Origin of the sequence: Psychrobacter sp. NG25 (genome assembly GCF_015234355.1) — a bacterium.
Classification (GTDB): domain Bacteria; phylum Pseudomonadota; class Gammaproteobacteria; order Pseudomonadales; family Moraxellaceae; genus Psychrobacter.
Window position 1 is genome coordinate 327,955 of record NZ_JADGMV010000003.1, and the last position, 19,911, is coordinate 347,865.

Annotated in this window: 15 protein-coding genes; 9 read left to right on the top strand and 6 right to left on the bottom strand. The window is 42.6% G+C overall.

Annotated features, from left to right (window positions below; translation table 11 throughout):
• The first annotated feature begins 325 nt into the window (after positions 1-325).
• Positions 326-2,929 (top strand): bifunctional aconitate hydratase 2/2-methylisocitrate dehydratase, encoded by a 2,604-nt coding sequence (acnB, locus tag IPZ60_RS06695; RefSeq protein ID WP_194197062.1) that lies wholly within the window; start codon positions 326-328, stop codon positions 2,927-2,929.
• 201 nt (positions 2,930-3,130) lie between these two features.
• Here acnB and IPZ60_RS06700 read toward each other — a convergent pair whose 3' ends face one another.
• The 6 genes from IPZ60_RS06700 to IPZ60_RS06725 form a co-directional block, all read right to left on the bottom strand.
• Entirely contained in the window at positions 3,131-4,294 is a 1,164-nt protein-coding gene (locus IPZ60_RS06700; RefSeq protein ID WP_194197063.1) for a hypothetical protein, read from the bottom strand.
• Positions 4,295-4,382: 88 nt separating this feature from the next.
• Positions 4,383-5,756, bottom strand: a complete 1,374-nt coding sequence (locus IPZ60_RS06705; RefSeq protein ID WP_194197064.1) for a hypothetical protein — start codon at positions 5,754-5,756, stop codon at positions 4,383-4,385.
• A 219-nt stretch (positions 5,757-5,975) separates the two neighbouring features.
• A complete protein-coding gene (locus IPZ60_RS06710; RefSeq protein ID WP_194197065.1) occupies positions 5,976-7,025 on the bottom strand; it encodes a DUF2931 family protein in 1,050 nt (349 codons plus the stop codon).
• 198 nt (positions 7,026-7,223) lie between these two features.
• Positions 7,224-7,655, bottom strand: a complete 432-nt coding sequence (locus tag IPZ60_RS06715) for a hypothetical protein (protein ID WP_194197066.1) — start codon at positions 7,653-7,655, stop codon at positions 7,224-7,226.
• Positions 7,656-7,672: 17 nt separating this feature from the next.
• The gene (locus IPZ60_RS06720; RefSeq protein WP_194197067.1) at positions 7,673-9,454 is read right to left on the bottom strand and encodes a phospholipase effector Tle1 domain-containing protein; all 1,782 of its coding nucleotides are present in this window, start codon (positions 9,452-9,454) and stop codon (positions 7,673-7,675) included.
• Complete coding sequence (locus tag IPZ60_RS06725; RefSeq protein WP_194197068.1) at positions 9,454-12,342, bottom strand: contractile injection system protein, VgrG/Pvc8 family; 2,889 nt, start codon at positions 12,340-12,342, stop codon at positions 9,454-9,456. The genes IPZ60_RS06720 and IPZ60_RS06725 overlap by 1 nt, the downstream gene beginning before the upstream one ends.
• A gap of 198 nt (positions 12,343-12,540) precedes the next feature.
• Here IPZ60_RS06725 and IPZ60_RS06730 point away from each other — a divergent pair, with 198 nt between their 5' ends.
• The 8 genes from IPZ60_RS06730 to tssG all read left to right on the top strand — a co-directional run bounded on the left by IPZ60_RS06730 (position 12,541) and on the right by tssG (position 19,859).
• Positions 12,541-12,981, top strand: a complete 441-nt coding sequence (locus tag IPZ60_RS06730; RefSeq protein ID WP_194197069.1) for a tetratricopeptide repeat protein — start codon at positions 12,541-12,543, stop codon at positions 12,979-12,981.
• Between the two features lie 105 nt (positions 12,982-13,086).
• Positions 13,087-13,794 (top strand): hypothetical protein, encoded by a 708-nt coding sequence (locus IPZ60_RS06735; protein ID WP_194197070.1) that lies wholly within the window; start codon positions 13,087-13,089, stop codon positions 13,792-13,794.
• A gap of 27 nt (positions 13,795-13,821) precedes the next feature.
• Entirely contained in the window at positions 13,822-14,334 is a 513-nt protein-coding gene (gene tssB / locus IPZ60_RS06740) for a type VI secretion system contractile sheath small subunit (protein WP_110922487.1), read from the top strand.
• Positions 14,335-14,337: 3 nt separating this feature from the next.
• Complete coding sequence (tssC, locus tag IPZ60_RS06745; protein WP_194197071.1) at positions 14,338-15,828, top strand: type VI secretion system contractile sheath large subunit; 1,491 nt, start codon at positions 14,338-14,340, stop codon at positions 15,826-15,828.
• A gap of 52 nt (positions 15,829-15,880) precedes the next feature.
• On the top strand, positions 15,881-16,384 hold the full coding sequence (locus IPZ60_RS06750) for a type VI secretion system tube protein Hcp (RefSeq protein WP_025651832.1): 504 nt from the start codon (positions 15,881-15,883) through the stop codon (positions 16,382-16,384).
• 101 nt (positions 16,385-16,485) lie between these two features.
• The gene (gene tssE / locus IPZ60_RS06755; protein WP_194197072.1) at positions 16,486-16,977 is read left to right on the top strand and encodes a type VI secretion system baseplate subunit TssE; all 492 of its coding nucleotides are present in this window, start codon (positions 16,486-16,488) and stop codon (positions 16,975-16,977) included.
• A gap of 54 nt (positions 16,978-17,031) precedes the next feature.
• On the top strand, positions 17,032-18,855 hold the full coding sequence (gene tssF / locus IPZ60_RS06760) for a type VI secretion system baseplate subunit TssF (protein ID WP_194197073.1): 1,824 nt from the start codon (positions 17,032-17,034) through the stop codon (positions 18,853-18,855).
• Positions 18,819-19,859 (top strand): type VI secretion system baseplate subunit TssG, encoded by a 1,041-nt coding sequence (gene tssG / locus IPZ60_RS06765; protein ID WP_194197074.1) that lies wholly within the window; start codon positions 18,819-18,821, stop codon positions 19,857-19,859. The genes tssF and tssG overlap by 37 nt, the downstream gene beginning before the upstream one ends.
• Positions 19,860-19,911: the final 52 nt, after the last annotated feature.

Consider the following 19,911-nt stretch of genomic DNA (forward strand, 5'->3'; position numbering starts at 1 on the left):
GGTATGTTTGAAAAATAATATCTTACAAAAGAGTATAGCAGTCACACAGTTTCTATTTAACTGAAAATCATAAAGCAGTCAATGAGCATAGCGAGCGACATATAAGATATAAATAACCGTTCAAGCGTATTGTTGACGGTACTATTTTTATAATAAATGTCCAATATGGCCTTATTCTAAGCCTTTTCCAAGCTGAGCCATTAACATTTAGAGCGTTTTGAGCTATGATTGCACAGATAATTATTCCATCTAGTACATGGACGCAGGCTGTCATACTGACTACCCAACGTAATGTGCTAAACACCAACTGACGAGGACGACTATTGTGTTAGAAGCTTATCGTAAACATGTCGAAGAACGTGCTGAGCTAGGAACGGTTCCGCTACCACTGAATGAAAAACAAGTAGCAGAGTTGGTTGAGCTATTAAAAACGCCACCTGCAGGCGAAGATGCATTCTTGATGAACTTGCTAGAAAATCGTATTCCTGCTGGTGTTGACCAAGCTGCTTACGTTAAAGCTGCATTTTTAGCTGCGATCCTTAAGGGTGAAACATCATCACCACTTATCAGCAAGCAAAAAGCCATTCAAATCTTAGGCACTATGCAAGGTGGCTACAACGTTCAGCCATTGGTTGCTGCATTAGATGATAGCGATGTTGCACAAGACGCAGCTGAAGCATTGAAAAAGACTTTGCTAGTATTTGACGCGTTCAATGACGTGACTGAAAAGGCAGAAGCGGGCAACACTATTGCAAAAGAAGTCGTTCAATCTTGGGCAGATGCAGAATGGTTCTTGAACCGCGCTGCAGTACCAGAAAAAACAACTTATACAACGTTTAAAGTAACTGGCGAAACCAATACCGATGACTTGTCACCTGCGCAAGACGCATGGAGCCGTCCAGACATCCCATTGCATTCATTAGCCATGCACAAAAACTCTCGTGACGGCATCAATGCTGATGACGAAGGCGTTGTTGGTCCAATGAAGCAAATCGAAGAGCTGAAAAAACTAGGCCATCAATTGGCTTATGTTGGTGATGTCGTTGGTACTGGTTCTAGCCGTAAGTCTGCGACCAACTCAGTACTTTGGTTAATGGGTGATGATATCCCTAACGTGCCAAACAAACGTGGCGGCGGTCTAGTATTGGGTAACAACATCGCGCCTATCTTCTTCAACACGATGGAAGACTCTGGTGCATTGCCAATTGAGAAAGTGAATGTTGATAACCTAAACATGGGTGATGTGTTTGACATCTATCCGTATGAAGGCAAAATCACTAAGCATGACTCTGACGAAGTATTGTCAACGTTTGAGTTAAACTCGCCAACTTTGCTTGACGAAGTTCGTGCCGGTGGCCGTATTCCATTGATCGTTGGTCGTGGTTTGACCAATCGTGCTCGTGAATACATGGGTCTTGGCCATTCAGACATCTTTGCTAAGCCAGAAGAGCCAGTAGACACTGGTAAAGGCTTTACCTTAGCGCAAAAAATGGTTGGTAAAGCTTGTGGTCTAGAAGGCGTACGTCCTGGTATGTACTGTGAGCCTAAAATGACAACTGTTGGTAGCCAGGATACTACTGGTCCAATGACTCGTGATGAGCTAAAAGATTTGGCTTGCCTAGGTTTCCAAGCGGATCTAGTGATGCAGTCATTCTGTCACACTGCGGCTTATCCAAAGCCAGTTGACGTTGAAACTCAGCACACACTACCTGACTTTATCATGAACCGTGGCGGCGTAAGCTTACGTCCAGGCGATGGTATCATTCACTCATGGTTGAATCGTATGCTACTTCCAGATACCGTTGGTACTGGTGGTGACTCGCATACTCGTTTCCCAATGGGTATCTCTTTCCCAGCGGGTTCTGGTCTAGTCGCATTTGCCGCAGCAACTGGTGTTATGCCACTTGATATGCCTGAGTCTGTCCGTGTACGCTTCGTTGGCGAACGTCAGCCTGGTATCACACTACGTGACTTAGTACATGCGATTCCTTATCAAGCAATCAAAGAAGGTCTATTGACTGTCGATAAGAAAGGCAAAATCAACGAATTCAACGGCCGTATTCTTGAAATCGAAGGTCTAGAAGACTTGACTGCTGAGCAAGCATTTGAGCTATCTGATGCCTCAGCTGAGCGTAGTGCTGCTGGTTGTACTATCACTCTATCTGAAGCGTCAGTGACTGAGTACTTAAACTCAAACATCACGCTACTTAAGTGGATGATCTCAGAAGGCTATGGCGATGCACGTACCATCAGTCGTCGTATCGAGCAAATGCAAGATTGGCTAGCGAACCCAAGCCTATTGCGTGCTGATGAAGATGCAGAATACACGATCGATATGACTATCGATATGTCTGACATCAAAGAGCCTATCCTATGCTGCCCGAACGATCCAGATGATGCTAAAACACTAGCTGACGTCGCTGGTGATACCATTGATGAAGTATTCATTGGTTCATGTATGACCAACATCGGTCATTTCCGTGCCGCTGGTAAACTGCTAAAAGATGTACCAGCAGGAAGCTTGAAGACTCGTCTATGGATTGCGCCACCAACTAAAATGGATGCGCGTCAGTTGATGGAAGAGGGTTACTACAACATCTACGCTCAAGCCGGTGCTCGTACTGAGATGCCAGGTTGTTCACTATGTATGGGTAACCAAGCACGTATCGCTCCGAAGTCTACCGCCGTATCTACCTCTACGCGTAACTTCCCGAACCGTCTAGGTCAAGGTGCTAACGTATACCTTGCTTCTGCAGAGCTTGCAGCAGTAGCAGCGGTACTTGGTAAACTGCCAACCAACGACGAATATCAGCAGTATGCTGGTATGCTAGACAGCATGGGCGAGGAAGTGTATCAATACATGAACTTCGACCGTATGTCAGAGTATACTGAAGAAGCTGATAAAATTAACGTTGCTCAGTTGACCTAATCTTGAGTACATAAGCTTTTAAAATTGAAAGCCTTACACTTAAAACAAGAAAACCCCGTGTCATGATGATGCGGGGTTTTTTGTTGGGTGTGGGTAGGTATAAGCCATATTCGTTTGCTATGAGTGATATATTCTAAAAATTTTATTCTAGTCACATGCCTTAGTATTCATAATGTTTTTATCGTGAGTTAAGCATAGTCTTTAGTAGACACTACAAATACTACTATCATCTAAATTATTGGATACGGATATACTCGTAATAGTATCAGGATCCATGTCTGTAATAGTATCAGGATATCTGTCTGAAACATTAAAAGTCAATGTATTACCTTGAGCATTGGGTCGGGTCGTATAATATCTATTTGTCATATAATAGCTTTCATCACCCATATTGCTTGTATATTCGTGATACTCGACTTCTGGGTGGGTACTCAAGAGTTTAGATATATTATCGTTTACCTTAAAGCCTTTACTGGTTTGGTAGCTAGAATCGAAAAATTCAACTGAGATTAGAGTGTCACGCAAAAATAGCAATTGAAAGTCTGAGTTGCTACTATCCATAGAGCACTCATTGATAGTGTGCTTTAAATTTAAAGACATACCTGATTTAGATTCTATTTCTTCGATAGTAGTATGTAGAGTAAGGTTTTCGGTGCCATTAGCTGAAATGATTTTATTACTATCGAGTGTCACTCTGTCAGAGGAGACAAGACTTTTCTGTTCTTCAAGATCGCTAAGACGTAACCAGCCTGTTTTTGAGCCTCTTAAATAAGACGTTTGTATCCAGTCATCTTTAGTAGATAGTACGTCAATCTCATCACCCTCAATAAAATATGAAGAGGTCTTATTGTTAAAATCTGGTTGTTTATAGATAAAAGCTTCATCTGCACTAAATATATAAGTTGAATAATTAGTACTTGGCAAAGTATTACATTCTAATCCAAAATTGAATGAATATGATGTGGTTTGACCTTTTGCGTCTGTCAATTCTAAATTTCTAATGAAATTTTGAGACATTAAAGTTGCCGTGTATCCTCGATCATTCTGATATATACGAGTGAATTCATGAGGGCGACCTTGACCTGTTTCTATCTCATCGATACTTTCTAATGTGAAAGTGCTATAGCCATTTATTTTTAATTTATTAAGGCTTTGAGGGTAGTAGATATTTATTGATTTGCTGTTATCCATTACACACTCTTGCGTAGTCGTATCTGAGACTTGAGAGTGGTTTGATGGCTTTTTACTTTGAACATTGGTCGAAGACGATTCCATCTCTGGATTGGAGGAACTGACAGAGCTTTCGCAGCCTAAAGTTAAGAATAACGTAGATATAACTATGATCAAAATTTTATCAAGATTCATAATTTATTGATCCTTTCTTGAGCGTAATCTACGGCATTCTCAATTTATAGATAATAGTATAGACATACATTCTAAAAAACACTAAAGATCAGTCCGCTACTGGGCTTAGATCACGCTTATCAATCCAGCCGAATTTAGTACCATTTTTATAAGAGACTTTCACCCAGTCCTCATTTTGATCAAAAGCTTCAATCAAATCACCTTTAATATAATAGTTCGGTTTCGACCGTGATTCGAATTTTTCATCAAGAATTTCTGCTTGATCTGTTTTGATAACGTACTTGGTCGGAGGTGGAGGACACAAATTTTGAAATTGGTTCTCAGAATAAGTAGCGGATTTTGCGTACTCAAATTCAGATAAGGCAACATTGTTGTTTTCTATACAGTAATAATCCTCTCCTGTAATAAGCGCGCCCTCTGAAATATATTTTTCTATTCTCCAATCTTTATTCTTTTGTGAAAAATAAAAATACTGATTAGAGCGTCCACGTGGAGAATAAATAATTTTTAATATGAATCCAGAGTGATTTGCAGAAGGATAAATATCATATAAGAACCAGCCAACTTCATCTGTAAAATTTGTGGTTTCTAAACTAAGCCGATATAACCCGTCTGTATTTTTCAGATAGACGATTAAGTCATCACCTTGATATGTATTATTATTCTCATCATTGATAGAGGATATAACTTTATCGTCAATGCCATCTGCATTAACATCAAAAGTGAAGATCTTATGTGTGTTTTCATCATACTTTGCTTCGATATCTGTAAACGAAAGTGATTTAGGCTCTTCCTTTAAGTACTCCCCATCAATCAGATAAGTACGGGTGCTACAATTTTTACCTGTATTATCTGTAACTTTAATGGTGTTAGCATCGCCTTTGGTGTTTGCAGTTATCGATTCAATATTCCCACAATCCCGCTCAGCTACTTCAAACTCATAAGTGTGTAAAAATCCACTATCATCGAACAAAATAGCGTTGTATGACAGGTATTCTTCTGTTGTCGCAGGTAATATCACAATTTGCCTATCAGCATCATTAGCGAAAACACTAATTCGCTTTAATGCGCTTTGTAAATCTACTTCATAAGTATAATTAAAGAGCCCATAAGTATAATTAAAGAGCCCATCAAGCCCTTTGCTGACAACACTACCATCCATCATTAAGGTTATATCAGACTGATCATCGCCAAATAAGTTGATAGAGATGGCAGTATTATCATGTTTAATGTCAACTTTGTCCTGACCCTCATCATAGGTTATTAATGAATTTATTTTATTAAAGATAAGCGGGTTGCTGTTATCTTCTAAGAGAGGGTTATTTTCAATATTTGTTGTGACTGTATTGTCATTTTTAATATCAGTTTTATTGATAGCGTCATCGTTTGTATTAGTATCACCGTAGTTATTTGTGCATGATGCTAATAAAAAAATGGAAAAGAGAGTGGCTATGATTCTCACTATAGATGCCTTATCTTTAATATACGTTACGTATGCATAATTTTGTTGTGTCTTATTATGAATATCTCAAAATGTACATGAGCTGCACACGTTCCTTTACTTGGTATCATGACAATAGGTGAAATGGAAATAATTCATACTAAAAAAGCACTTCTCAATAGCAAGAAGTGCTTTTTTGCATTCAACAATCATTCAATAGCATCATTAAGTAGTAAAATATTATTTATCAGAATCAAACCACTTCAATATTCCAACATTAGTTTCTTGGGTGAAAAATTGAGTAATAGTGAGGTATTGTTTTATGTAGCCGTCAGTTAGATAAGTGCGGATTTTATTGGCTTCGTCTTCAATGACCAGTGTTATTGCTGTTGATAACTGATTTGAGCTAAAGAAATCTTTAAACTCTTGATATATGACAAGATCATCATCTGGCTGTTCTGCTTTGCCTTGTTTTTGTTCGGTGAATTTGATGGTAAGGCTATAAAATATGCCTGATTTCTTATACTCTAAACGCAACCATGCCGGTACATACTCTTGCGGGATACCCCCATTTTTTTGTATCTCTTCTTTAGTGTAGAATTGCGAATTACCGTTTATCGACCATATTTTGCAGGCCTCCATCTCTATCTGAGTCGTTAGATACCAATTGAACTTGTCTGAATAATTCTTCCAGCGTGTCAGCGGAAATGTATCCTCTTTGACCATGGCTTTGATATCGTCAGGTAGCTTTTTATAATAGTCATCCATAAACTCAGCCTCAGGATACGTCTCTGGTGCAAAGTGATGGGTAAGCGCGAAGAAATCCCATGACATTTGTATTTCTCGCGCTTGAAAATTAGCGATTTCAGTCACACTTATACCTCCTAGACGCAGGCTAATATAGCCACCAGGAGCTAGTGCGAAATCAATCGTCGTATATTGAGCTGTTTTTGATCGATCATAAAGCTCAACCTCAAAGCGCTTTGCAAACTCAGCAAGCATTAGATCTCTAGGTAGCGTGATTCTGGCTTGATAGTACTTTTTTTCAGTGGTGGAGAGCCAAGTGAGCTGTACACCTAAGGGAAGCTTCACTAGAGCAGGTGGTGAACCGCCTGATGCCAATACGCCTGTACTACGCCAACCACCACCAGTATCTGCCGAAAATCCTAGACCTTGTCCGGCCTCTTCGGTGTAATACCAAAAACACTCCCCCGAAATAAGCCACACACCGAAGTGACGAGGCGCGAAGATATGGGTAGACCATTTAACAGGGATTTCGTTGTCAAACACGGGGCTATCCTCTAAAGTGTTGGTTGGTAAATATGCCGACTATGATAGTACTGACGATTTTCATAATGTTATTCCTGTTAATTAACCTTGAATGACGTAGCGGAAATTTTTTATTATTGTTCGTAGAGATAACAACAGGCGTTGAACGATTCAGCAACTATTTAAAGCAGCATTTAAAGTTGCGTTCATTAAGATGAGCTATTTATTAGTATAATCTACAGGAACCACGTTACTACCTTGACAGTTAAACATGGTGTACCAAACCATTTCACCATCTTCATATCTGGGAAAATCATTGTTGAGCTTGAACTGCGCAATGCCACCTGGCTGTTTGGCGATGAGGTTGCCTTGACAGTCCGTCACTTTGCTAGGTAAGTAGGCTTTGCCGTCTTTACAGATAAAGTCAGTGGTTCCTTTAGGTAAATTATTAGCTTGCCAGAATCGATTAGCTGCTGACTCAGAATTATGCTTCGTGCTTATGAGGTTCCCATAACAGTTTATTACCAGTCCCTGATCGTCTGATAGATATTCTCCACCTGATAAATAGTCACTATTCCAGTTTTGAAGATTGCCGCAGGCGGTGAGAGAGAGTAGGCAAACACCTGATATAATAATATTGACGATTTTCATAATTTTATTCCTGTTGGTTAACCTTGAATGACGTAGCGGAAAAATATATTTCCCTTATTGTCTATATTGGGGACACTCACATATACAGGGCCGCTGATGCTACTACTAACATGTAGATAGCGATTTTTGATGGTCAAGTCGCTAAAGTGCAATCGATGAGGGTTGCCATCGGCTTTGTGCATGTTTTTATTCACATAGTCTTTTTTACCGTCTAATGCCAGCGCTTGCGACTTTAACTTTTTAAAGGTAGAAGATAGCTCTGCTGGCACTGCATACATTTTTAGCTTATTAGGAAGATAAAAGTCGGCACAGTATTTCTTGATAAAGGTTAGCATCAAATGCGCAGGTATCTTTGGGTAGTCTGGAGAGACTTGTGTTCTATTGACAATGAGTTGGTTTTTATCGCCAGTACAGCGGATAAATAGTTCTGCTTCTGCTTCTGCTTCTGCTTCTGCTTCTGCTTCTGTCTCTGACTTTGCTACTGGTTTCAGTCCAGCAGCTTCATGCTCTTCTTGCTTTCTTTTGACTTTACAGGTATCAACCTCACAGGTTGACCCAATACACTGATATTCTGCTTTGCCTGTATTGTCTGCCCAGCCCTCTTCTTTTAACGATTGTAATATAATATCGAAGTCCGCGTACTTTTGTGCGCTAAAGGATTGACTTTGATATTCGAGAACTTTTGGAGTAAATACTTTCCAAAAGCTACTCATCTCAATGTCTCTGTTAGGATCAGGCTCAATGTCTCTATAACGAGCAGGTTCTTTTCTTCTTTCTCTAGGGGAGCCAAACTGAGGTAGTTTATGACGGCCTTTGCTGAGGACGACTTGACTATCATCATCTTGACCGCTGATGTACCATTTTTTGGTTTTTGGATGCACCTTTCCCAAAGTACTCAAGCCATCACCGATATCAGTATGGCAACCAGGGATGACGAACTCTAGTCCGACGCTAGCTCGCACAGACTGTCCGATACTGGTTAGATTAAATTTCTGACGGTACTCGTCACCAGCAACGATATGCACGACTTTAGTTCCATCTATTTCTTTAAAATCTAGCTCTTGGCCTTCCTCTTCCATATCGTCATCATGGTTGGTGCCGATAGAAGACACCGTATCAAATAAACCCACAAAGTCAAAGACTACATTATATTCTGTTAGATCGACGAACTCCTTAACTTCTGGAGTACCTCTCTCTTTAAAGATACGTTTACAGAACATACGAGCAGTTGCTGCCCCCCGGCTAAAGCCATAGACATTGAATACCAGCCGTTGGGGATTATTGCCCTTACCAACATAAGACGCTAAAGCCGTCTTTACATGTTCTAACATACGCTCAAGCTTCGCTTTAGCACCAGTGCTTCCCATTCCTAACCCTGAACCTATGCCGTTATCAGCATGATACTCCCATCCTGGTACGGGAGCTGATGCATCGTCTGACTCTGTTCTGGTTTCGATACCTGAGCCGTCGGTATATAGGTTGATAACGTGTGGTCTATCGCTATCGGCCGCTCTATGTAACTGATCCACTACGCTTGGCGCTCGGGCAAAGCTGAGCGATGAGCCAATCATAGGCTCTGGGTTATACCTTTCATCCATTCTATCTTTTAGCTTTTTTACCTGCTCTGGTGCAATTTTGTTATATAGATCTGAGTTTTCTTTACTATTCCATGTACCATCAAAGAAAATATTAAATGTCAGATTAGCGATAGTAAGATCTACAGACGAATTCTCTTCTGGATTGGTTAGATCGTCTTCGCCGTTTATTGGTTCTTCTTTTTGAGTACTATAGCCCCTCATTATTTATCATCCTCATAACTACTACCACGCCTATCTGGGTATACCTTTAGCTTGGTCTTGCTAGCACCGCTAAAGATGCGATCCGTCTGACCTTTTTCGTCTGTGCGACCATAGAATATCTTACCAAGATCATCAACGATCTTATATCGGAAGCCTTGAACAGGATCGCCATTTTGATCACGAATGACAAACATCTCATCGTGAGGATCTTGATAATCAAGTATGCCGTGTTTTGCGAAAGCCCCCGCAACCATCTCTTTCTTCACCGCCTTAATCTTAACCGTTCCCGGACATACCAGTTTAATACCACTGTCATCGATGGTAATAGAAGCTCCGCCTGACGTTTGCAGCTTAATCCGCTTAGGACTCGATACATTGACCTGTCCTGACTCACTGCCAATCGTCATCGACTGCTGACTGTGCAATTGCAATTCACCGCCCTGTGCTTGTATCGCCACAGGTTTGGTATTGGCACTGATATGTAGTCCTGATTGACCCGCTTGACCACCAACCCCTGAGAGTGAGTCAATCGTATTTGCCGTCAGCGTATAATTGCCTGCCACCACATCTGATTGCGTGCTGCCTGATTGCCTGACGATGGTTTTCGCTGTCCACAGCGTATTGCTGCTTGATGCGAGGATACTATCTTTGCTCACCAGTAGTACATCCGCTGCGCCAAGTACTTCCGTATTTAGCGTCTCATCGATGATTTGTGCCGTACTCTTAAAGCCTTCTATCGACGCTCGGGCATCACTGAGCGCCTCGGTCGATTGCAGATGTGCGTGCTTGGCCTCCGCTAACGTCTCGCTCAGCTCAGCGCCTAACTTAAGCTGCTGCTGTCCTGCATCATTGACCCACGCAGACTCATGCTCAGTTTGCGTGTGTCTGATATCAAAGGTAGAGAGTAGCACTCCCGTATCACCACTAATCTGTAGCCCATGATCGGTAGCGACATTGATGCCTTGACCACTATCACCTGATTGATGATTGCTAAAGCGATGACGTAGCGTGCCCAATGCGACGATATGCTCATCAGGAGCAAAGGTAGCGCTAGAAGTGATGGTTGGCGTCTCTGCATTGGCGCGTGTGCCAGTATTTACTGTCCACTGTAGACCGACCTTGTTTGGCGTATCATCAAAGATTATCGCCACTTCAGAGTCAGCCGTCAGTCCGTACTGAGCAATACCAGAGATCCAGCCGCTATGGGTGTCATCGTCACTGATTTGTGAGTGACCCAAGCCACCGCCATGCCATCTGGGAGAGGCACCGCCTTTGAGGTTATGTCGATTAGATAAACCTGCATCCTGAGTAGTAATGTCTTTCTCATCTACATCACCCATACCGATACCGTCAAAGAGCGCACGGCTAATCACGGGGCTGTCAATATCACCATACCAGTGGTTAAGGAGTACGGACTGTCCGATACGCGGGGCGAACTGCCAGCCGTGAGTAGAGCCTGAGGAGAGTTGCAAGGAGCGTAGCGGTGGAGTTGTGCCGTCATCATGAGGACTGAGTCCTGACCAGACGGGTGTGGTAATGGTTTGTTGCAGGTTGTCATCAGTGATACTAGACGCGTAACTAGGAGAGGGCGAGCTACTCGTGTCTCCAGTACGTGCTTGCGTCAGACCGTGATAGCTACTACTGGCAAAAGACAGAGCGCTGGGATAAGGATGATAGGGAATAGTCGCATCAAGTAATGTGGCAGAGACCCAAACACCAGTATCACGAGCGATATCAAAGCCATGATCGGGCATTGATGATAGGGTCGCGTTTGTGGTGCAGCGCTGCATCTGCTGCACCGTTTGCTGTAACCACTGTTTGATAAAGGTCTGATAATGATACGACACGCTATCGTTGTCAGGCTCAATACCGATCAATGTCACTGCGATACAATGCGTCGACAAGCTGCCAATGGAGGGTAGGTTGTTGATACTTACTGGACTACCGACACTTAGACCACGCACGGCCCCAGTCGCTTGATACGTCTCACGCTGACAGCGATTGGCCGCGATCCATTGTTCAGCAATCGCAGTCGCCGCGTCATCGCTATACACACGTGATGGTGCGGCAATCAGAATCGTCGTATCATCTATCGCAAGCGGTGACTCATCTACTGCTTGACCTTCATAGATGGTATCAGCGGCAAGGCCATCTGCCCGTACCATGACACTATGACTACCTAGCTGCTGCGAGCTCATTTGTAGTGCGTTGACGCTGTCTTGACCTGACTGTACCGATGACTGGGCATAACTGTAGGTCAGCGGTATTTGCTCACTCTCATCCAAACCACTGACCAACCACCATGTGCCAAGCTCATCTACCGCATCCCCTGATACCCACAAAGTAGAGACACCAATATCCGCAAGCAGACCCATGACAAACTCATAGTCACTGATATCCGCCTGAATACGCATAGGCAGTGTTGCAGATAATCGCTCTGCTGAACTACTGTCCGATGACACAAGCGCCTCAGACATTTCCCACGTCATATCATAATCACCAAGGATAGCGGTCACGATATCGAGGGTGGATTGATTAATGAAACTGCGCGTATGTATCGACTGCGTCAATTGCCAATCAGGGCTCACGATATCTAACGCATAAAAATGCATCGCGCCATCAGACTGCTGATAACGGATACCTCGTACCAGTCCAGTACGACTCGTAGGAGTACGACTGACCGATAGCGTGGTCAGACAGATAGGCGTACCGACCAATGATAAACAAGCGTCCGAGTCCAAAAAATCGTAACTGAACACTAGTATGTCAATAATGTCGGTTTGATTGATACGACTAATACCAGAAAACGCGACAGGATATAAGACATTTGTCGTTAATATATCGGTTTGGATAGTAATTGTATGTAAACGATTGGTCTGAGAGGGCATGAGAGGGGTACCGTTACTACTGGCTTTATACCAAGGGAATGGCCCGAATTGGATTGTTACTGAATTATTTACCAATAAAAGTATAGAGTTTATTGAAATATTGTCAAGTGTATGTATAATCAATCTCACCGAATATATTATACTTAACAAACTTTAGTCAGACTTTGTTTTGACACTTTTAGTGATGATACTGCACTTATGAACCCTATTTATCGTACCAATCTAACAAAGATGGGATTGCTCTCCGTAGTGGTGAGCGCTTCTGTATTGATAACTGGTTGTAACACGACTGGTGAAAAAAAGAGTGCAAGTGCAAGTGTTAAAGCATTGAGTGCACCATCACTTGTCTATTTGTCTGGTCCCAACACCGTGCAACGCGATTTTGAAGCATGGATGACCATTGCTAAAACTAACTATGATTCAAAAGAATACGCACGAGCACTCAGAGCTGCTAATGAAGCTCTTGCTATCGATAATCAAGCGGTTGAAGCACGTCAAATTGCGATGCTCTCATCTATCAAAGTGACAGAAGGCAATATCAGTGCTTATCACAACGATGCATTAATGGATAGCGATGATAAAGACCTGTTGAAAGACAAGTTAACCAATATCACAACCATGATCCAATCCACTAATTAGAGCTTCTAATTCAATCCTTTGGTTTGATTGGCAATATTTAGTGTAAATACACATAAAGCAGTAATGTACCCATCCAATACTAATAATGACGAGCACCAACTTACAATGACCAGTATCCAACGTAGTATTAACGTCAGCTTTACGCTACCGAAAGCACTCTTGGCGGGTTTGTTAGTCATGGGGTCCGCGATGAGTGCAGCACACAGTGAATTGGTGATTCAAGAAAGAGATCCTGGTTCTAGTATTACCAATCAATTCGCCACACTCAAAAATGCGAATGCCCAATCACCTGAGCTACACCAACTGATTGCAGATTTGAATCAAAGACTGGCTGTCAATCCTAATGACGCTTTGGCATGGGATATTTTGGCGCAGATTTACTATAACAATGGCTATCATGACTATGCTGTTTATGCCGCTAGTGAGGCAATGGATCGAGGTCAAAGCACTGCTGAGCTCAAAAATATTTTGCTAAATAGCAGCGCCATCATCGCCCAAAAGCAGTTGCAGTCAGGCTACTTAAATAATGTGGATGCGGCGTCTAAAACAGAGTACCAGCACACCTTAAGTAAGATAGCAGGTGATGTTTACGGGTTTAATTACGATGAGTCTTTGCCAAAACCACCGAAAGTTATCAGGCGTAACGTCCCTAAAAAAACAAGCAGCACAAAAAAATCAGCTGCTTCTGTTAAGAAAAAAACAGTCGTGAAACCAAAAACAACTTACGTCAAGCCTGTTACTAAGCCGGCACAAACATCATCTCCTAGAAGCAACACTCCTGTATCTACTGATCCATTTAGTATATTGCGTTAAAACCAAAAAATGCTGAGGTAATTAATTATGGCAAAGCAAGACAGTGTGCAAAAGAAACTCGCAAAAGTACGTGCTCCTCGTGTACATCTTACCTATGACGTCGAAGTTGGTGATGCAATCGAAACGAAAGAGATTCCTTTCGTCGTCGGTGTGCTGGGAGAGTTTTCGGGAGATTCTAAACTTGAGCAGCCTCGCTTTAAAGACAAAAAGTTCGTCGAAGTGGATTTGGATACCTTTGACGAGGTGATGTCAGGCCTAGCACCACGTGCGACTTTCCGTGTCAGCAATGACTTGAGTGATAAGGGTGGCGAGTTTGCCGTTGACTTGGCATTTAATAGTATCGATGACTTTCGTCCAGAAGCGGTTGCTGATCAGATTGAGCCATTAAAACAATTGGTACAAGCACGAGATCGCTTAGCAGACCTGCGTAACAAGATATCAGCCAATGAAAAACTCGAAGATTTGTTAGATGATGTGCTCAAAAACACTGAGCAAGTCAAAAAAATGGCAGAACAAAACCAAATTGACGGTGAGGATTAATCGATGAGTGCCCAAGCCCAGCAGAATATAGCAACGGATTCGGTCAGTAGTGAAAACTACGACCTACTCGAAGAAATCGTCAATAAAAGTAACGTTGCCAAGTCCGATGACGAAAAAAACCGTGCGAAGTCACAAATTGCAGAGCTGGCAAATGAAGTCATGCAAGGTACGGTGACGCTATCAGATAATTTAGCAGCCTCAATTGATGCTCGTATTGCGCAAATTGACGCATTGATATCTAAGCAATTGACAACTGTCATGCATGCACCTGAATTTCAAAAATTAGAGTCTAGCTGGCGCGGACTGCATTATCTATGTAGTCAAACGCCATCAGAATCTATGCTGAAAATTCGCATGATGAATACTACCAAACGTGAGCTGACCAAAGATTTTCAGTCTTCAATTGATTTTGACCAAAGTACTTTGTTCAAAAAAATCTATGAAGAAGAGTTTGGTAGCTTTGGTGGTGAACCTTATGCTGCCATCGTTGGCGATTTTGAGTTCACTCGCCAAAATTCAGACATGTATCTACTCGAGCAACTGTCTCATGTCGCCGCTGCTGCTCACGCGCCCTTTGTATCAGCTGCTTCTGCTGAGATGTTTGGTCTAGATTCGTTTACCGATATTGGTCGTCCTCGAGATCTATCGAAGATATTTGAGACCGCTGAATATATACGCTGGCGCGCGTTTAGACAGTCAGAAGATGCTCGTTATGTAGCGCTGACTGCACCTAGGTTTTTAGGGCGTCTGCCTTATGATCCTAAAGACGGCACAGTGGTTGAAGGGTTCAACTTTACCGAAGACGTGTCAGGTAGCGATCATAGTGATTATCTATGGGTAAACGCGGCGTATGCATTTGCGTCACGCTTGACAGCTGCTTTTTCTGATTACCGTTGGTGTGCTGCTATTCGCGGTGTTGAGGGCGGTGGTCTGGTTGAAGGTTTACCTGTCCATACCTTTAAGACAGATGAAGGGGATTTGGCACTCAAGTGTCCAACTGAGATATCTATTACGGATCGCCGTGAAAAAGAACTCAGTGACTTAGGATTTATCCCACTAGTTCATTGCAAAAATACCAATTATGCCGCTTTTTTTGGGGCGCAGTCAGTACAAAAAGCCAAAACTTATCAAAACGATGATGCCAATGCCAATGCTGCGCTATCAACGCAGATTCAGTACATTATGGCCGTGTCACGTATTGCTCATTATCTAAAAGCGATGATGCGCGATAAGGTTGGTAGTTTCTTAGCACCTGGTAATGTTGAGACATTTTTGAATGACTGGATTTCTCGTTATGTCTTGCTAGATGACGGAGCCTCACAAGAAGCAAAAGCCCAGTACCCACTGCGCGAAGCTTCTGTACAAGTTGTAGAAGTGCCGGGTAAGCCTGGTGTCTACAAGTCAGTGGTCTTTTTGAGACCACACTTTCAGCTTGACGAATTGTCTGTTTCTTTGCGTCTGGTGACTCAGTTGCCGCAGTCTAGCAACAGCTAATCGTTTATTAAAAACTAACGTTAAATTTAAATTTTTAAAAAAGGTATGAGATATGAAAGATATTTATATTCAGTTCCGTGGTAAATATAAAATTGATGGCGAGTCTCGTGATAGCGAGCATAAAGGTTGGCTTGAAGTAAATACTTGGGATCATTTGATCCGTCAGCCAAAATCAGCGACAGCAAGTAGCGTTGGTGGTCATACTTCTGAGCGTTGTGAGCATGCTGACATGACGTTTATGAAAGACTTGGACTCGACCAGTCCTAAGCTATGGGAAGCGTGTTCTGCTGGTTACACTTTCGATGAGATTCAAATTGATTTTTATCGTGCCAACGGTGACAAACGTGTTAAATATCTTGAAGTAAAACTCAAGCATGCGCTGATCGCAAGTGTTGAGCCAACAGTACGCTCTGAAGGCGTGCCAATCGAAAAAGTCGGTATCAAGTATGCAGCTGTTGAATGGACTTATACCCAGCAAGATATCGATGGTACTGCTAAAGGTGCTGTGACTAAGAAATGGTCACTAGCCAATAACACTGCTACTTATACTGCCTAAGTCAGGTTGTATCAGGTGTTGTCTATCTTATCGTACCGAAAAAGAAAGGTTTATATCTAGGCCTTTCTTTTTTACTTTTCTAAATAGGAATGATCTTATCAATGAACTACGCTACTAACGCATCTAACAAAGAACTTGGGTTTCGCCCAAATTTGTTCGAACAGTTATTTGATGATCAGCCTCGTCATTTGGCGCATGAGCTCGTGGTTCGTCGTCTCAACATTGAGGAGTTAAAGTCCTCTGTTGCACGAGATCTTGAAGCTTTATTAAATACGCGCTGTGTGGTGTCTAATAAGCTGCAAGAGTATCAGCATGTGCGCTCATCGATATTAAATTTTGGCATCTTGGATTTTGTGGGGCTCAGTAGTGCCAATCCTACCGACTGTGGTTATATCTGTCGACAAATCGCAACAACCGTTGAACAGCAAGATACCCGACTGAGAAACGTTCGAGTATCGTTAGATATTGGCGCTGTTGATGTCAATCAGCTGTGTTTTTCTATTGAAGCGTTATTAAAGGTTTATCCAGCACAAGAGCTGGTCAGTTTTGATGCATTTTTTGAGCCAAGCTCTCAACGTTACTTAATAAAATAACCTATATCTATGCTCAGCTAACACCGTTAGCGGCGCTAATCATATTGAGGCCTCATGGACAGTCTACTTCCTTATTTTGAGCATGAGCTTAGCCTGTTTAATAAACAGTCAAAAGAGTTTGCCAAAAAGTACCCAAAAATTGCCAATCGGCTGCTGATGGGTCATGACACGGTAGATGATCCTCATATTGAGCGGTTAATACAGTCTTTTTCGTTGATTAGCGCGCGTATCAATAAGAAACTAGATGACTCGTATTCTGATTTTACTGAGTCACTATTAGAAGTCGTTTATCCTGATTATCTCAAGCCTTTTCCATCCGTTTCTATCGCACAGTTCAATCTGGGCGTGCAGGGCAATGCGATGAGTGAAGTCGTCGTAGCACCGAAACAAAGTACGTTTGCCACTCAAAAAATAAACGGTACGCCTTGCCAGTTTCAGTCAACCCAAGACGTGACGTTGCTACCCCTAGAAATAGATAGCGTCAGCTTTGAGACGCGCCAAGAAATATACGACAATCAGCATGGTCTATTGAATGGTTGTATCAGTATTAAGTTTAAAGCATTGAACCCAAGCTTTGACTATCAGGCGTTATTAAATCACTCGCTTGATTTGTATATAGACGAAGATGCCAGTCAGGGCACCAGTCTCTGGGATTTATTATGGTGTGATGTCAAGCAAACGCATCTTCATGGTAGGCAGATTAATAAGATAACCGGCAGTCCATTTGAGATCATAGGATTCGATCCTAAGCAGCAGATTCTGCCCAGTCATCGAGTGAGTAACGCGGCCTCTGCTTTATTAAAAGAGTACTTTTATTTTCCCGAAAAATTCAATTTTTTACGTCTGAATTTTGGTCATGCTTGCCCGAATTTAAAAATTGACAGTAATGGCTTTGAGATTCGTTGTTATTTTAAGTTTGATAAAAAAAACAGCATCCGTTTAAAAAACTTGCAGCAGTTAAGTGCTAGCAGCATCAAGTTGTTTTGCACGCCTGTTGTCAATCTATTCAAAGCAGCTGCCAAGCCTATCCAAGTAACCCATCGTTCTGTCTATTACGATTTGGTGCCCGATACCCGTGCGCTGTTTCAGCATGAAATCTATGAGGTAAAAAAAGTCATAGAGTCCAAACAAAGCGACAATCGTCTGATACAACGTGAGTACCATCCGTTTTATGCGCTCAATCATTACGAGCAGCAAGATGAAGGTCGTTATTATCATATCAAACGTGATAAAGACATGGCCGAGTTTAAGCAGGGTTTTGAATATCAGATTATGTTTGTAGAAAAAAACCGTGAAGACTTGTCAGGTGCAGTGAGCATGAGTGCGTCTTTGTTATGTACCAATAGAGATTTGCCCGCCCAAGTGGTATTCGGCCAAAGCCGTGGTGATTTGTTTAGTGAAGGGATGTCGGGGTTCAGTAGTCTGTCATTATTGAAGCAGCCAACCAGAACGGCACGGTTTGAATACACAGGGGAGGAGCGTTGGCGTTTGATATCGCTGATTAGCCTGAACTTTTTATCATTGGCGGCCCAAGATGCGGAGCTGATGAAAGAGTATCTGTCGCTTTATGATATTACGCAGTCTGCATCTAATAAGCTATTGGTCGAAGGTATTGTCTCTGTCGAGACCAGTATTGAGGCGAGACGTATTCAGCGCTTGCCACAACCTGGGTTTGTGCGTGGTACGGTCATTGATATTCAGATTAACCAAAAGAATTTTGCTGGAGTGAGTATCCGCCAGTTTGCCCATTTATTAGCTCATGTCTTTGGCTATCACGCTAGCTTGAATAGCTTCGTTGAGGTCGCCATTAGTGATGCCGTTACGAAAGAGGAGATATACAGATGTCAGCCACGCAGCGGTCTCAGTCCTCTTATCTAACGGATTTACTAGCGGCGCCGCAATCTTATGAGCTATTGCAAGCGCTGCGCTTGGTTCAGCATGAAGTCAGTATGGGATATGCGCCTATTGAGGTGCGCTACCGTGCCTCACTGTCGTTAGCGTATCCGCAAGCAGAAATTGAGTCAATGTCGCTTATTGCCCAAGACAATATGGGAGGCAGTGTTAGTTCAGTAAAGGATGGTCAAATAAAGGCCAGTTCATTAAAGGCCAGGCAGGTAGAGGTTTGCCCAGCAGTTATTGGACTGACAGGTCCGTTATCGGCTTTGCCCGCTATGTATACCGACCATCTAGCATCGCGAGTCAATCATGCAAAGGACAAAGCAGCACCAGCCTTTCTGGATTTATTCAACCATCGTTTGACAGATCTATATGTGCAAGCGAGTTGGTTTTATAATTTGCCATTACAGTATGAGATAAACAATAAAAAAGACAGTTATTTGCTGAGCTTGCGGGCGCTGGCACGTCAGCCGAAAAAGCTAACGGCAATCGATAGCTTGATTGCCTATGCTGGCATGATTGCCCCAGGACGTCTGACCGCTGATCAGTTAGCATATGTACTGTCGCACTTTTTGGATAGTACGGTCAGTGTCGAGCAGTTCGTACCAGAATGGTTTGACTTGCCAGCCAGTGAGCAGACCGCACTTGGTGGACAACATGCGGCACTTGGCTTATCTGCATTTTGCGGTGCGCGCGTCGTACAGTTCGATAGCAAAATTAGAATCGTATTTCACCAGTTGGATGCCAAGCGTTATTTGAGATTGTTACCAGCCGGTGATATGTATCAAGTCATCATTGATTTTATCCGTAAATGGTGCGGTGTCTGTCTTGCCGTTGAAATGCAGCTGGAATTAGACAAGAAGTATATTACTCCTCTGTCATTATCAGAAAGCAGTTTTGGTGGCTTAGGGCGAGGCGGGTTTTTGGTATCTCAGCCCGCGACCCAGCATCATGACGACACTCGCTATGCGTTGCCTATTCAATAGCTAGGGCGTGTCGTCAGTCTGAACCCTAAACAGTAAATGGGCTAAAAACGGC

Coding starts and splice junctions, on each gene's coding strand:
- IPZ60_RS06730 (WP_194197069.1), top strand. CDS start 12,541: ATGAACCCTATTTATCGTACCAATCTAACAAAGATGGGATTGCTCTCC.
- IPZ60_RS06750 (WP_025651832.1), top strand. CDS start 15,881: ATGAAAGATATTTATATTCAGTTCCGTGGTAAATATAAAATTGATGGC.
- IPZ60_RS06725 (WP_194197068.1), bottom strand. CDS start 12,342: ATGCCCTCTCAGACCAATCGTTTACATACAATTACTATCCAAACCGAT.
- tssB (WP_110922487.1), top strand. CDS start 13,822: ATGGCAAAGCAAGACAGTGTGCAAAAGAAACTCGCAAAAGTACGTGCT.
- tssF (WP_194197073.1), top strand. CDS start 17,032: ATGGACAGTCTACTTCCTTATTTTGAGCATGAGCTTAGCCTGTTTAAT.
- tssC (WP_194197071.1), top strand. CDS start 14,338: ATGAGTGCCCAAGCCCAGCAGAATATAGCAACGGATTCGGTCAGTAGT.
- IPZ60_RS06735 (WP_194197070.1), top strand. CDS start 13,087: ATGACCAGTATCCAACGTAGTATTAACGTCAGCTTTACGCTACCGAAA.
- IPZ60_RS06720 (WP_194197067.1), bottom strand. CDS start 9,454: ATGAGGGGCTATAGTACTCAAAAAGAAGAACCAATAAACGGCGAAGAC.
- tssG (WP_194197074.1), top strand. CDS start 18,819: ATGTCAGCCACGCAGCGGTCTCAGTCCTCTTATCTAACGGATTTACTA.
- tssE (WP_194197072.1), top strand. CDS start 16,486: ATGAACTACGCTACTAACGCATCTAACAAAGAACTTGGGTTTCGCCCA.
- IPZ60_RS06715 (WP_194197066.1), bottom strand. CDS start 7,655: ATGAAAATCGTCAATATTATTATATCAGGTGTTTGCCTACTCTCTCTC.
- IPZ60_RS06700 (WP_194197063.1), bottom strand. CDS start 4,294: ATGAATCTTGATAAAATTTTGATCATAGTTATATCTACGTTATTCTTA.